Origin of the sequence: Oryzifoliimicrobium ureilyticum, assembly GCF_037199735.1 — a bacterium.
GTDB classification, from domain to species: domain Bacteria; phylum Pseudomonadota; class Alphaproteobacteria; order Rhizobiales; family Rhizobiaceae; genus Rhizobium; species Rhizobium ureilyticus.
The window spans coordinates 60,672-73,708 of the sequence record NZ_JBBBVQ010000022.1; the positions used below are offsets into that span (position 1 = coordinate 60,672).

A 13,037-nucleotide genomic window follows, 5' to 3' on the forward strand; every position below is an offset into this window, starting at 1 on the left:
AGGCGATGCCCTCTTTTAAAGCATGCCCGAAAAATTAGCATCGATAGCACGATATCTCTGGAGCGGCGATCAAAGGGCACCTACATTAACGGCAACCGAACAAACACTCCTTTTATGGAACGATAAAGATGAGCCGCGATCCTTACACCGTGCTTGGCGTGAAGCGCGACGCCACGCAGAAAGAAATACAAAGCGCCTTTCGAAAACTTGCGAAGAAATGGCACCCCGATCTCAATCCCGGGGACAAGAAGGCTGAAGAGCATTTCAAGGAAGTCTCCGCAGCTTACGAGCTGATCGGCGAGGAAGATCAGCGCGCCCGGTTCGACCGGGGCGAAGTTGACGCAAGCGGGACGGAGCAACCGCGCTACCAGCGGGGCCAATATCGCGAGTATGCCTCGGCAGGAAACGATCCCTTCGGCGGCGGGTTCTCGAGCTTTGGCGACGTGGACGATATTCTTTCCGGCATATTTTCGGGTCGCAAACGTGGCGGCGCTGGTGGTGGCATCAAATCGCGCGGCGAAGACCGGCGCTTTTCGATGGATGTCGATTTCCTGGAGGCAGTCAACGGTGCGCGAAGCGAGGTTCGCCTGCCGAATGGACCAACATTGGATGTGCAAGTCCCGCCAGGAACGCGCGATGGCCAGGTTCTGCGTTTGAAGGGCAAGGGTGAGCCGGGGTTTGGCAACGGACCTGCCGGGGATGCGCTGATCGAGATCCGCGTCAAGCCGCACCCCTATTTCACTCGTGATGGCGACGACATCAAGCTCGATATTCCAGTGTCCCTCAAGGAAGCGGTTCTCGGCGGCAAAATCCGGGTTCCGACCCCGACGGGAGCCGTTCATCTCTCCCTGCCCCCCAATTCAAGTTCTGGAAAGGTCTTGCGGGTCAGAGGCAAGGGTGCGCCGAAAAAGGGCGGCCATGGCGATCTCTATGCTACCGTGAAGGTCGTTCTGCCAGAGCGCCCAGACGCGAAGCTTGAGGAATTCATGGAGAGTTGGGAGACCGCTGACCCGCGCCGCGGCATGTAAATCTATCAATGACGGCGTCCCGGCTTGTTCGGGGCGCGCGATCTTCTATGGTGGGGGCTCTATCTTGTCGTTCCCGACGATACCCTGGCGCTGGCCCTCTCCACCCGAGTCTTCCGATGTCTGCTGTTTTCTTCGATGTGCTGCCGATCTTCATCATGATTTTGATCGGCTGGGCGATCGTTGAAACGCGTCTTCTCAAGGCTGAGATCGGAGATGCGCTCAGCGAATTCGTCTTTAAGATCGCCGTTCCGATGCTGCTCTTCAGGACGGTCGCCGAGGCAGACTTTCAGGGCGCCTCGCCGATCCGGCTGTGGATCGCCTACTTCTCCGGGGTCGCCGTGACATGGACGGCAGGACATCTGCTTGCCAGACGTCTGTTTGATCAAGATGCACGCATCGGCGTTCTGTCTGGAGTATCGTCCGCATTTGCGAATACGATCTTCATCGGCCTTCCTTTGGTTGAGCGAACGGTTGGCCAAGACGGCGTCGTCGCCCTTTCCATTCTCATTGCCGTTCATTTGCCCGTGATGATGATCGCAGGAACGGTCATGATGGAACGCGCCGAGCACGCGACCTCAGGCAAACAGGACCGAAACGTTTTCAAGCTGCTACAACAAGTCGCCAACAACCTCATCCGCAACCCACTCGTCGTCGGCTTGGCTGCGGGTGCCTTCGTACATCTGACCGGTCTCAAGATCCCTATCGTCGTCAAACCGATTTTGTCGCAGATCGCCGATGTTGCCGCGCCCGTTGCACTGATTTCGCTCGGGATGGCGCTGAAGCGCTACGGGATCTCCGGGAGCGCGAAACTCGCCTGTCTGACATCCTGCCTCAAGCTGATCCTTCTACCGGCTTGCGTCTGGCTATTCAGCCTGCTGCTGGCTCTCAGTCCGGAGTGGCGGTCTGCTCTGGTTCTGATCGCGTCGGTGCCCAGCGGCGTCAACGTCTGGCTCATCGCCAACCGCTTCGGCGTCGGGCATGGACTTGCAGCCTCGACCATCACGATCACCACTGCGCTCGGCGCCGTCACCGTCACGCTTTGGGCCTATATTTTGGGCGTATCAGCGCAATGAACTCCGCCCTGGATCAAGACGGAGTCCTCAAATTACACGCTCATCGATTGTTGTGCTGATCTTACTGTGTGGCTGCCGGTGCGTTCGGATCGGGAAGAGGCACGGGCGAATCAGACAGCGTGTGTAGATAGAGAATCACATTGGCCCGATCGGTATCTTTTGGAAGTCCCGCAAAGCCCATCGCTGTCCCAGCGATGTATTTCTTTGGCGCGGTCAGGAAGTGGTTCAGATGGTCAAATGTCCACTTCTCGCTTCCACCTTTTGAAAAGTCCTTCATCGCGCTCGAATACGCAAAGCCTTCGTGAGATGCGATCGGACGATCCACGACGCCGTAAAGGTTCGGCCCGACCTTGTTGGGACCGCCTTTGGTGCCGTCATGACAGGCCTGACACTTCTTGAAGACGGCCTCGCCCGCCTTTGCGTCTGCTTTGGCCAGCAGCTGTGCAATCGGAACCGCTGCAGCCGGCGCAGCCTCACCGGAGCCGCCGGCCGGCGCCGCATCTTGCGCGACAATCGCAAAACCCTCTTTTTCCGGGGCTTCAGAGTGGAAGAAACCCTCCGAAGAAATCGAAATACTCATAAGCACGAATACCGTCCCAAGCAGCGCTCCCAACGCTGTGTTGACGTATGAATTCATCTGCAACGCTCCCCTTTGCAGCCGGATACCAAGGCCGAACCATCTTGAAATAAAGCAAAACCTATGTCTTTTGACTGCGCGTGGCAACTGTGGAACCGGTCTTGCACATGAGACCTTTTGACACCTTTCCGCCCGAATTAGAAGGCCCTGAAGAATGGAATTGATTCCCGACGATGTCGTTGTCCTTATTCCCGCGCGATTGGCGTCCACTCGCCTGCCAGGAAAGCCGCTCGCGGACATAAATGGCCTTCCAATGATCGTTCAGGTCGCGCTGCGCGCCCGTGAAGCAAACGTGGGCCGCGTGATCGTGGCCGTGGACGACAAGGCGGTTTTCGAAACCGTTTCCAATGCCGGCTTTGAGGTCGTGATGACCGGGCAAAACCATCAATCGGGTTCGGACCGGATCTATGAGGCGCTGTCGGTCGTCGATCCTGACCGCAAGGTCAAGACCATCATCAACGTGCAAGGTGATCTGCCGACCATCGAGCCGCAGGCAATTGCCGCCGCGCTGAAGCCGCTCTCCGATCCGGCTGTCGATATCGGTACGCTTGCCGTCGAAATTACCGACGAGGCGGAAAAGACCTTGCCGCAGGTGGTCAAGATCGTCGGCTCGCCGCTTTCTCCTTCACGATTGAAGGCTCTCTACTTTACCCGTACGACAGCACCTTATGGCCAGGGGCCGCTTTATCATCACATCGGATTGTATGCCTATCGCCGCGAGGCGCTGGAACGATTCGTGTCTCTCTCGCCCTCTGTTCTTGAAAAGCGCGAAGCGCTGGAACAGCTCAGAGCCCTTGAAGCCGGCATGCGGATCGATGTCGAAGTTATCGAGACCGTTCCGCTCGGTGTCGACACTCCGGCCGATCTTGAAAAGGCTCGGGATATCTTATCCTCGAAGAAGGTTTGAGCGGATGAAGCCGAAGACAAATCGTATTGCGTTCCAGGGCGATGTCGGAGCCAATTCGGATATGGCCTGCAGGGACATGTTCCCGAGCATGGAGCCGCTGCCCTGCCAGACGTTCGAGGATGCGTTTACGGCGCTCGCAAATGGCGAAGCCGATCTTGCCATGATACCGATCGAAAACACCATTGCTGGCCGGGTCGCAGACATCCATCATTTGTTGCCGGAGTCGCATCTGCATATCGTCGGCGAATACTTCATGCCGATCCATTTTCAGTTGATGGTACTGCCCGGGGTGACCGCTTCAGAAATCAGAACCGTTCACAGCCACATCCATGCACTTGGCCAATGCCGTAAGGTGGTTCGCGCGAATGGCTGGAAGGCGGTAATTGCAGGCGATACGGCAGGCGCCGCGAGAATGGTGCGTGATACAGGGGACCGGTCGATGGCGGCGCTCGCGCCGCGGCTTGCCGCCGATCTCTACAATCTCGATATTATTGCCGAAAATGTCGAAGACACCGAAAACAACGTCACGCGGTTCGTCGTCCTGTCCCGCGACGAGCGCTGGGCGCAGCGCAAAGCGCCGGAAGAAAAGGTCGTCACCACCTTCGTCTTCAATGTGCGCAATATCCCGGCGGCGCTTTACAAGGCCTTGGGCGGCTTTGCGACGAACAATATCAACATGACGAAACTGGAGAGCTATCAGCTCGGCGGTCGGTTCGTCGCGACGCAGTTTTACGCCGATATCGAGGGACACCCGAACGACGCCAACGTGCAGCGCGCACTGGAGGAACTCGGCTTCTTTTCCGAAAAAGTCCGGATTCTCGGCGTTTACAAGGGGCACCCGATGCGCGGTGTTTTGCAAAAGCAGCCTGTCGAGTAGGACGGCAGCGATCAGAACTGATTGTCTTGTGTGGAGCTCAAACCTGGCGGTCAGGCCTTGGTCGCCTTCAGGTCTCCGGTTCGCAGACCCTTAGCCGATGCCCATCTGGATCGAGCACCACGAAGGTCGGCCCGAAGTCCATCCGGGTCAGCTCTTGAGCGAACGGTAAACCGAGGCTCTGCCATTCACGGTATCGGGCTTCGACGCCCTCACTACCAGGAACCATGAAGGCGACTTCACCGCGGTAGCCGATCGCCGATGGTTGCGGCACCACCTTGCTTTGCCGCCAGAGGCCGAGCGTCACGCCGTTATCGAACGAAAAGGCGATGAAGTTCTCAGAGACGGCGACGGGCTCGCTTCCAAAAATTTTCCCGTAGAATTCCGCGCTCGCCAGGGGATCGCGGACATAGAGAAGAATGAGATTGGGGCTGAGCATGGTGAAGGTCCTCCTTGCAGTGGTCGCGATGAGGAAGACTAGCCAAAGCTCCTGTCAAATTCTGGCAGCAGTCTGCGAGAACACTGCAGCCGCCTCAATTTTCGACCTCCATATCGACGATGATCCGCCATTCTTTGAGAAGCTGATGACGACGCTTCGGATAGCGGCGACCGGTCGATGTCATTGCCGTAATGCGATCGGTTCGAAAATGACGAAAATCATTGCGCAGCTCGCACCATGCGACGAGAAGGCGCGTTGTTTCGAAGTACCCTAACGCAAAAGGCCAGACGAACCTTTGCGAAGTACGTCCACCTTCGTCACTGTAATTCAGCGCCAAAACCTGCTCATTGCGGATCGCCTGCCTGATGGCCGAAAGGTCCGCTACGTCTTCCTCGGTCTTGCGTTTCGCCCCCGCCATCAGCGTAGTCGTATCGATACTCAGCCGCAAATCGGAAGGCAGAACGGCAGCGATCTTTGCCAGCGCATCGTCTGCCGCTTTGGACAATCGGGGTTCGGCCACCTTCGACACCCAGCGAGAACCCAGGACAAGCGCTTCGATTTCCTCCTCGCTGAAGGTCATGGGGGGAAGCATGAAACCTGGTTTGAGGAGATAGCCGACACCCGCCTCCCCCTCGATGACCGCGCCCTGAGCCTGAAGAGTTGCAATATCGCGATAAAGCGTGCGGATGCTCACACCCGTTTCTTCAGCAAGAACGGCGCCGCTGACCGGGCGCCGGTAGCGGCGCAGAGCCTGCAGGAGGGCAAGAAGCCGCTCGGAGCGTGACAGCCGCCCTTCCGATTTTGGCGAGGTTGATGGGGCTGGCAAGCGAGCTCCGTCTTCAGAGTTTACGTTCGACCCAATCGCGCATCAGCCGATGCGCAATGGCGCCTTTCGGCGGGGATGCCTTACCATTCGTTCCCGGCCTTTCCAGCACCTCCAACGTTTCCTCACGGGTGAACCATCGGCAGTCCTCAAGCTCCTTCTCATCACGGTGAATCTCCGTATTGAGGGCCTGCCCATAGCATCCGATCATCAGGGAGTGTGGCATTGGCCACGGTTGCGACGCGTGATAGCGGACGCGGCCGACCTTGATGCCAGCCTCCTCCAATGTTTCGCGGCGGACGGCATTTTCCATTGTTTCGCCTGGCTCCAGGAAGCCGGCAAGACAAGAGTACATACCGGGCGCGAAATGCGGCCCGCGGCCAAGAAGACAAAGATCGCGCGCTTCATCGATCACCAGCATGATGACGACAGGATCCGTTCTTGGAAAAATCATGTGATCGCAGGAGACACAGGCCCGCTTGTAACCGCCGATACGAAGCTCCATTGCCCCACCACATCGGCCACAAAAGCGATTATCTCGATTCCACCGTATCAGGCTTGCAGCCTGAGCAAATTCGCCAAGCAGCGCCTCATCCATCAATTCGTCGCGATACAACGTGCGGCCATCGACCACCTTAAAATGTGAGGCAAGAGATTCCTCGGGCACTTTGAGCGGCACCGCAAGGCGCGGTTCACCGTTCCGGCGATGGCCGAGCAGCACCGTCTCGTCCCAATCCGGAAGAAGATCGACCAGCTCATAGCGCGAGAACAGAGGATCGACGATCTGACCATCATGCTTCAGGATCAAGTTGCCTTCGCAAAAGGCGAAGATATGCGCACCTTCCGTCTTTAGGGCTGCAGCAACCGTTTCTTCGTCGCGATGTTCCGAATCACGAATCAGATCGTTTCCGGCAAATGCCGTCAGACTGCTGGGCTCCAAATGATTCAAGGCCCCATCGAAAAGCGATGTCATGACGAAAGAGCCTCCCTTATTCGCATCATCAATTCTTCCTGCTTTTCAGCATCGTAGGCTTCGGCGACGCCATGTCCCCAGACCGGGCCGGGCCAGCCCGGATCGCCCTCGAAACGCGCAACAATATGCACGTGCAATTGACGAACAATATTGCCAAGCGCACCGATATTGATCTTTGTCGGATTCGTCACTTTTTTCAAAGCGGCACTCGCCGTCTCGATCTCGAATGTCAGCATCACCTGGTCTAGCGGCTTGAGATCGGTGATTTCGCTGACGTCGGCCCGCTGCGGCACGAGGATAAGCCATGGCCAGCGCGCATCTTTCGACAGGCGCAGTTCACAAAGAGAAAGGCGAAGCAGAAGCAGGCTATCCTGCTCAAGGCGTGCATCCAGCGCGAACTCTTTCACAATCGGCCTCCCTTTTTTGTCGGGTGTAGCAGTTTTTTTTCAGCTTGGCTTGCTTTTGATAGCGAGATTGCCGATATGTGCAGCCGGGAGGTTGGTGGTGGACGAGCCACTCGCCAACCGGGTCAGGTCCGGAAGGAAGCAGCCCCAACGAGCCCGGCACGGGTCATCGTGCCAGCCTCCCACCTTCTCCTCCAAAGCGCCCGATTGATCGCGGGCGATGAAGCAGGGCGATGAGCGATACCGAGCGACAGTCACAGGACGCCGCGACGGGCACCGGCTACCGGGTCTTAGCCCGCAAATACCGCCCGAAAGATTTCAACGACCTGATGGTCGGGCAAGAACCGATGGTGCGGACGCTGACGAACGCGTTCGAGACCGGCCGCATCGCCCAAGCCTATATGCTCACCGGCGTGCGCGGTGTCGGCAAAACGACGACGGCGCGCATTCTGGCGCGTGCGCTCAATTACAAGACAGCCGATATCGATAAGCCGACTATCGATCTGAAGGTTCCGGGCGAGCATTGTCAGGCCATCATGGAAGGCCGCCATGTCGATGTCATCGAAATGGACGCTGCCTCGCATACCGGTATCGACGATATCAGAGAGATCATCGAGCAAGTCCGCTATCGCCCTGTGTCGGCCCGCTTCAAAGTCTACATCATCGACGAAGTCCACATGCTCTCGACTGCCGCGTTCAACGGCCTTCTCAAGACGTTGGAAGAGCCGCCGGAGCATGTAAAGTTCATCTTCGCGACGACAGAGATCCGCAAAGTCCCGATCACCGTTTTGTCGCGTTGCCAGCGCTTCGACCTCAGGCGTATCGGCGCGGCCGATCTGGTTGGGCTTTTTTCCACGATCGCGGCAAAGGAAGGCATTGAGGCGGAAGCCGAAGCTCTCGCAATGATTGCCCGCGCTGCCGAAGGTTCGGCTCGCGACGGTCTTTCGCTTCTCGATCAGGCGATTGCCCACGGCAGCGGCATTGTCAGGGCGCAAGCCGTTCGCGATATGCTCGGTCTTGCCGACCATGCCCGCATCGTCGATCTCTTCCAGCATGTGGTGAAAGGCGACGTCGCGTCAGCGCTCAAAGAATTTCAGGCGCAGTACGAGGCTGGCGCCAATCCAGTGGTGGTGCTGACTGACCTTGCCGACTTCACGCATCTCGTAACGCGCGTCAAATATATCCCGGAAGCCGGTAACGATCCCTCACTGAGCGAGGTCGAGCGCACCAAGGCAGCGGAATTTTCCACTTCCGTCGCCGTGACGACCTTGTCGCGCCTATGGCAGATGCTGCTCAAGGGCATCCCTGAGACAGAGAGCGCCGCCCGTACGGCGGGCGCTGCCGAAATGGTGCTGATCCGGCTTGCCCATGCGGCGCATTTGCCCGCGCCCGAAGATGCGGCCCGCCGCCTCTTGGAACTTGCAAACAATGGCGAGGCAGGCGGGCCTGTCCGTCCCGCGTCACGCAACACGAATTCCACTGGTCCCTCTGCGGCAGTGCGGAGCGAGACGTCTGCTGTCGCGTCTCAGCCGATGACACGCCAACCGCAGGGCAGCGGCGCGACCATGTTGCGCTCGGTTCCTGCCGCCGAGCCCCAGCTTGAGCGGCCAACCTTGCCGCAGGTGAAGCCAGCGGAGCAGCCGAAGCCGCGTGTTGCTGTCCATTCCGTAGACGATATCGTCAATCTTGCGACAGAGCATCGCGACCCGAAACTGAAAGCGCTGGTTCGCAACTTCCTGCGTCCAGTGAAAATCGAGCCCGGCAGGCTGGACGCCGCCCTTTCCGAAGGCGCGCCGACGACCCTGCTCAACGATCTCTCGGTACGCTTGAAGGAATGGACCGGCGTTCACTGGATTGTCAGCCTTAGCCGCGAACAGGGTCAGCCGACGATGGTGCAGGCCGAGGCTCTTGCCAAGGAGCGCCAGGTCAACGATGCACGTCAGGACCCCGACGTCGCCGCCATTCTTGCCCAATTTCCCGGCGCCAAGATAACCGACGTTCGCGTGCGCGCCCCTGAGCCGGAAGAAGAAAACGTAGTGCCGCCAGCAGTCGCAGAATCGGAAGAAGGCGACATCCTGCCTGGCGATGACATAGAGTTTTAGAGATAACGACAAGAAGGAGAGGCCGATGCGCGACATCATGGGAATGATGGGCAAGGTCAAGGAAATGCAGTCCAAAATGGAACAGATGCAAGCCGAGATCGCCGAACTGACGGCGGAAGGCAAGTCGGGCGGCGGGCTCGTCACGGTCGTTCTGTCGGGCAAAGGCGAGATGAAAAGCCTTAAGATCGATCCATCTCTCTTCAAGGAAGACGACGCCGAGATTCTAGAAGATCTGGTGGTTGCCGCGCACAAAGATGCAAAAGACAAGGTCGAAGCGATCGCTGCGGAAAAGACCCGCGCCCTGACCGCTGGCCTGCCAATTCCTCCCGGCTTCAAGATGCCGTTCTAAGACGGTTTGTGTGAGCGCTGGTGCTCTTTGTGCGCGGCTGAAGTTAGGCTCTCGTTGCAGGGGTGCGCGAAACACGCTCCTTCCACCGCCCGGATACCGGAGCTTCAAGGTGACGCCGTTGTTCGTCAGCTGAGAGACGGCGCGCGTAGCTTTCCATGAGGAACGGCATCGAAAGTCGTTCGCCGGAATAAGGCTTGTAGGCAACGATCAGTCCGGCTTCGATCATGCCGCTTTTCAAAACCCGGCAGTAGATGCCAGGACGGCCTGCCTTGGTATAGCGTTTGACGAAACCGGGATCGTCCATGCGTGCGGCTAAGGTGGCGCAGGGCATTCGTGGCGCTGTTGCCTGAAGGACGACATCGCCAGCCGTGAAAAGGTCACCGGCCGCCACATCGCGATTGTCCAGCCCATCGATGGCAAGATTTTCGCCGAAGGCGCCCGGCTCCATTTCGATGCCGAGCGTTATCCCCCACCAGGCAAGGCTTATGCCGCCTTCAATGTAAATGGCCTGATCCGGGCCGCCATGATGCTTTGTATTGCAAATGGCATCGCCGACCAAACCATGTGCGTCGACCATGACGGGGCCTTGCCGTGAATTTTTGAAGATCCCTGTTTTGTAAGTCTTTTTCGGCAGCCTCTCCGGCAGTCCGCTGCAAACGGCAAGGATTTTCATCATGACACTCCGAGGGTCTTTTCGTTTTTCATCCTTATGAGCTAAGAACGACCCATGGCAAAGCGAGTCACCGGACCCGAGATTGAAAAATTGATCCAGCTTTTGGCAAAGGTGCCGGGCCTCGGGCCCCGTTCGGCACGCCGGGCAGCGCTGCACTTGATCAAAAAGAAGGACCAGTTGCTGGGACCTCTTGGACATGCCATGGGCGAGGCCTTCGACAAGGTGAAGGTTTGTTCTCGTTGCGGCAATGTCGATACGAGCGATCCATGTACTGTCTGTATCGATCCGCAGCGTGACCAAAGCGTTGTCATTGTCGTTGAAGACGTTTCAGACCTTTGGGCGCTGGAGCGTGCCGGCGCCATGAATGCCGCCTATCACGTTCTCGGAGGAACATTGTCTCCGCTCGACGGTGTTGGTCCCGACGATCTCAACTTGCGCAGCCTGATCGACCGAGTGGCCGAAGGAAGCGTCCGAGAGGTTATTCTGGCCGTCAATGCGACTGTCGAAGGGCAAACGACAGCGCATTATGTGACCGATCAACTTGCTGGGTTCGACCTGAAGATCACCCGCCTTGCCCATGGAGTGCCTGTTGGCGGCGAGCTCGATTATCTAGATGAGGGAACGCTGGCTGCTGCTCTACGCTCCAGAACAGCAATATGAGGAGAAGTGGATTGGCATTGAACCTCGTGAAGGCCCAAACAGGGAACAGGACGCGTAGCATCGCTCTGCTCGTGGCCGTGATGGCAAATTTTCTCCCAGCCTGCGTAAAGGCGGAGCCTTCGAAGATAACAGTGGAAGCCCAGTTCGAGCGTTGGATGCGCGATGACCTTCGACCCCGTGCCCGCCAAGACGGTATCTCGGATAAGACGCTCAATGTCGCTCTGGATGGCGTGACCTTGGACTGGTCGCTGGATGACCTCGCACCACCCGGCTTTCCTCCCGCTAAAGAGCGCAAGCAGACACAAGCGGAATTTTCTTCGCCAGCGCCCTATTTCAATGAGGACCGCTTGCAACGTCTTGCTGTCACAGGACGCGGACTTGCAAGCCAGTATGGCTCCACGTTGAAGCGGATTGAAAAGACCTATGGCGTGCCGGGCGAAATCGTCCTCGCGGTCTGGGGCCGTGAGACAGGATTTGGCGCTGCGAAGCTTCCGAAGCCCGCTTTAAACGTTCTAGCCACCAAGGCTTTCATGTCGACACGCAAGGACATGTTTCGGACAGAGTTGATCGCCGCACTTCATATCATCGACCGCGGTGACGTTTCCCCCGCGGAATTTCGCGGCTCGTCGGCAGGAGCGCTTGGCCAGCCGCAATTCATGCCGACCAGCTATCTGAAATATGCGGTGGATTTTGACGGAGACGGGCACCGCAATATCTGGACCTCCGTTCCCGATACGCTTGCCTCCATCGCCAATTTTCTGGCGCAGAAGGGCTGGCAAAGAGGGCGCGGCTGGGGCTACGAAGTGACGATCCCAAACGCTGTTTCCTGCGCTCAGGAAGGACCAGACCTTGCCCGTCCGATTGCAAAATGGGAGGCCATGGGCATCAAGCGCATCTCCGGAAAGGCCTTTTCTTCCGGTGAAGCGAAAGCCGATGGGATGATGCTCGTGCCAGCCGGTCGCGACGGACCTGAATTTATTGTCACACCGAACTTCTACATTCTTAAAGAATATAACAATTCCGATCTTTACGCGCTTTATATCGGCAACCTCGCCGATCGCATCGCTTCGGGATCAGGCGCCTTCAAAGGAACATGGGGCGACGTCGGCAAAATGCTGCGATCCGACGTGGCGAACATGCAAAAAGCTCTTGAGAAGCAAGGATACGATGTCGGAGGAACCGACGGGTTGCCGGGCTATAAGACGCGCCGGTCGATCGGCAAGTGGCAGGAGAAAAACGGACTATCGCTGACTTGCTATCCGGAGGCATCCTTCAAAGGCCGCCTGCATTAGACCCTGCGTCTTTGACGACTGCAGCGCGATGACTTGCAATTGCACGCAAAAGCGCTTATATCGCCGTTAAATCTTGATCGTATGATGAAGAGTGGGCCGCAAGGACCCGCTCTTTTTTATTACCGCGATCATCCCTATCTTACGACTCTGCGAGGAGCAGCGCTTGTCGGAAACGACTCAAACCGAAAACGAGCCGCGGCTGATTACGGAAACTGGTCTTGACCAAAGGCTCGCGGAGATCGTCGAGCCTGTGATTATGGACATGGGCTATCGGCTTACCCGCGTTCGCATGATGAACCAGAACGGATCGACGCTGCAAATCATGGCAGAGCGGCCTGATGGCACGATGACTGTCGAGGATTGCGAAAAGCTTTCTACGGCAATTTCTCCGGTCTTGGATGTGGAAGATCCGATCGATCGGGAGTATCATCTGGAAGTATCCTCGCCCGGCATCGACCGCCCGATGGTCCGCAAGTCGGATTTCACGCGCTGGCAAGGTCACCTGCTGAAGTGTGATACATCGGTGATGATCGGCAATCGGAAGCGTTTCCGCGGCGTGATCGTCAAATCGGACGATGAGACGTTCACGATCGAGTCCGATCAGCCGCTCTACGGCGAGGATCGAACCATCGCCATTCCGTTCAGCGCGCTGAGCGATGCAAAATTGATTTTGACCGACGATCTGATCCGCGAGGCATTGCGGGCCGATAAGCTGGCGAAGGCAGAAGCTGCCAATCAGAACGAGACGGACGAAGACCAAGACTAACGTAAACGGCGTATCCTGGCCAAAGATGCCGGAACAC

At 57.7% G+C, this 13,037-nt stretch carries 15 protein-coding genes and 1 other RNA gene; 10 read left to right on the forward strand and 6 right to left on the reverse strand.

What is annotated here, in order from left to right; translation table 11 throughout:
* Positions 1-128 precede the first annotated feature (128 nt).
* Together VQ830_RS23640 and VQ830_RS23645 are read left to right on the forward strand one after the other, a co-directional pair.
* Positions 129-1,028: a DnaJ C-terminal domain-containing protein gene (locus VQ830_RS23640; RefSeq protein WP_337270625.1), complete on the forward strand. Its 900-nt coding sequence runs from the start codon at positions 129-131 to the stop codon at positions 1,026-1,028.
* 116 nt (positions 1,029-1,144) lie between these two features.
* Positions 1,145-2,101: an AEC family transporter gene (locus VQ830_RS23645; protein ID WP_337270626.1), complete on the forward strand. Its 957-nt coding sequence runs from the start codon at positions 1,145-1,147 to the stop codon at positions 2,099-2,101.
* A gap of 61 nt (positions 2,102-2,162) precedes the next feature.
* On the opposite strand, the gene VQ830_RS23650 is transcribed toward VQ830_RS23645, so the two are convergent.
* Positions 2,163-2,738: a c-type cytochrome gene (locus VQ830_RS23650; protein ID WP_337270627.1), complete on the reverse strand. Its 576-nt coding sequence runs from the start codon at positions 2,736-2,738 to the stop codon at positions 2,163-2,165.
* Positions 2,739-2,892: 154 nt separating this feature from the next.
* Between VQ830_RS23650 and VQ830_RS23655 the strand changes: the two genes are divergently transcribed.
* Both VQ830_RS23655 and VQ830_RS23660 read left to right on the forward strand, forming a co-directional pair.
* Positions 2,893-3,645, forward strand: coding sequence for a 3-deoxy-manno-octulosonate cytidylyltransferase (locus VQ830_RS23655; protein ID WP_337270628.1), 753 nt, complete (start codon positions 2,893-2,895; stop codon positions 3,643-3,645).
* A 4-nt stretch (positions 3,646-3,649) separates the two neighbouring features.
* Positions 3,650-4,522, forward strand: a complete 873-nt coding sequence (locus VQ830_RS23660; protein ID WP_337270629.1) for a prephenate dehydratase — start codon at positions 3,650-3,652, stop codon at positions 4,520-4,522.
* A gap of 67 nt (positions 4,523-4,589) precedes the next feature.
* Here VQ830_RS23660 and VQ830_RS23665 read toward each other — a convergent pair whose 3' ends face one another.
* From VQ830_RS23665 to VQ830_RS23680, 4 genes are all read right to left on the reverse strand, one after another.
* Positions 4,590-4,958, reverse strand: a complete 369-nt coding sequence (locus VQ830_RS23665) for a VOC family protein (RefSeq protein WP_337270630.1) — start codon at positions 4,956-4,958, stop codon at positions 4,590-4,592.
* A 94-nt stretch (positions 4,959-5,052) separates the two neighbouring features.
* Positions 5,053-5,784, reverse strand: coding sequence for a helix-turn-helix transcriptional regulator (locus VQ830_RS23670; protein WP_337270631.1), 732 nt, complete (start codon positions 5,782-5,784; stop codon positions 5,053-5,055).
* A 13-nt stretch (positions 5,785-5,797) separates the two neighbouring features.
* Positions 5,798-6,754, reverse strand: coding sequence for an NAD(+) diphosphatase (nudC, locus tag VQ830_RS23675; protein WP_337270632.1), 957 nt, complete (start codon positions 6,752-6,754; stop codon positions 5,798-5,800).
* The gene (locus VQ830_RS23680; protein ID WP_337270633.1) at positions 6,751-7,161 is read right to left on the reverse strand and encodes an HIT family protein; all 411 of its coding nucleotides are present in this window, start codon (positions 7,159-7,161) and stop codon (positions 6,751-6,753) included. Before VQ830_RS23680 ends, nudC begins: the two co-directional genes overlap by 4 nt.
* A gap of 86 nt (positions 7,162-7,247) precedes the next feature.
* On the opposite strand from VQ830_RS23680, the gene ffs reads away from it, so the two are divergent.
* The 3 genes from ffs to VQ830_RS23695 all read left to right on the forward strand — a co-directional run bounded on the left by ffs (position 7,248) and on the right by VQ830_RS23695 (position 9,609).
* An RNA gene (gene ffs / locus VQ830_RS23685) (signal recognition particle sRNA small type) lies at positions 7,248-7,344 on the forward strand.
* Positions 7,345-7,391: 47 nt separating this feature from the next.
* Positions 7,392-9,260, forward strand: a complete 1,869-nt coding sequence (locus VQ830_RS23690) for a DNA polymerase III subunit gamma/tau (protein ID WP_337270634.1) — start codon at positions 7,392-7,394, stop codon at positions 9,258-9,260.
* 25 nt (positions 9,261-9,285) lie between these two features.
* Positions 9,286-9,609: a YbaB/EbfC family nucleoid-associated protein gene (locus tag VQ830_RS23695; protein WP_337270635.1), complete on the forward strand. Its 324-nt coding sequence runs from the start codon at positions 9,286-9,288 to the stop codon at positions 9,607-9,609.
* Between the two features lie 43 nt (positions 9,610-9,652).
* Here the strand turns inward: VQ830_RS23695 and VQ830_RS23700 are convergent, their stop codons facing one another.
* A complete protein-coding gene (locus VQ830_RS23700; RefSeq protein ID WP_337270636.1) occupies positions 9,653-10,282 on the reverse strand; it encodes an MOSC domain-containing protein in 630 nt (209 codons plus the stop codon).
* Between the two features lie 54 nt (positions 10,283-10,336).
* Here VQ830_RS23700 and recR point away from each other — a divergent pair, with 54 nt between their 5' ends.
* The 3 genes from recR (at position 10,337) to rimP (ending at position 13,000) form a co-directional block, all read left to right on the forward strand.
* On the forward strand, positions 10,337-10,942 hold the full coding sequence (recR, locus tag VQ830_RS23705; protein ID WP_337270637.1) for a recombination mediator RecR: 606 nt from the start codon (positions 10,337-10,339) through the stop codon (positions 10,940-10,942).
* An 80-nt stretch (positions 10,943-11,022) separates the two neighbouring features.
* Positions 11,023-12,234, forward strand: a complete 1,212-nt coding sequence (locus tag VQ830_RS23710; protein ID WP_337270665.1) for a lytic murein transglycosylase — start codon at positions 11,023-11,025, stop codon at positions 12,232-12,234.
* A gap of 163 nt (positions 12,235-12,397) precedes the next feature.
* Positions 12,398-13,000 carry a ribosome maturation factor RimP gene (gene rimP / locus VQ830_RS23715; protein WP_337270638.1) on the forward strand — a complete coding sequence of 201 codons (603 nt, stop codon included), beginning with the start codon at positions 12,398-12,400 and terminating at the stop codon, positions 12,998-13,000.
* Positions 13,001-13,037: the final 37 nt, after the last annotated feature.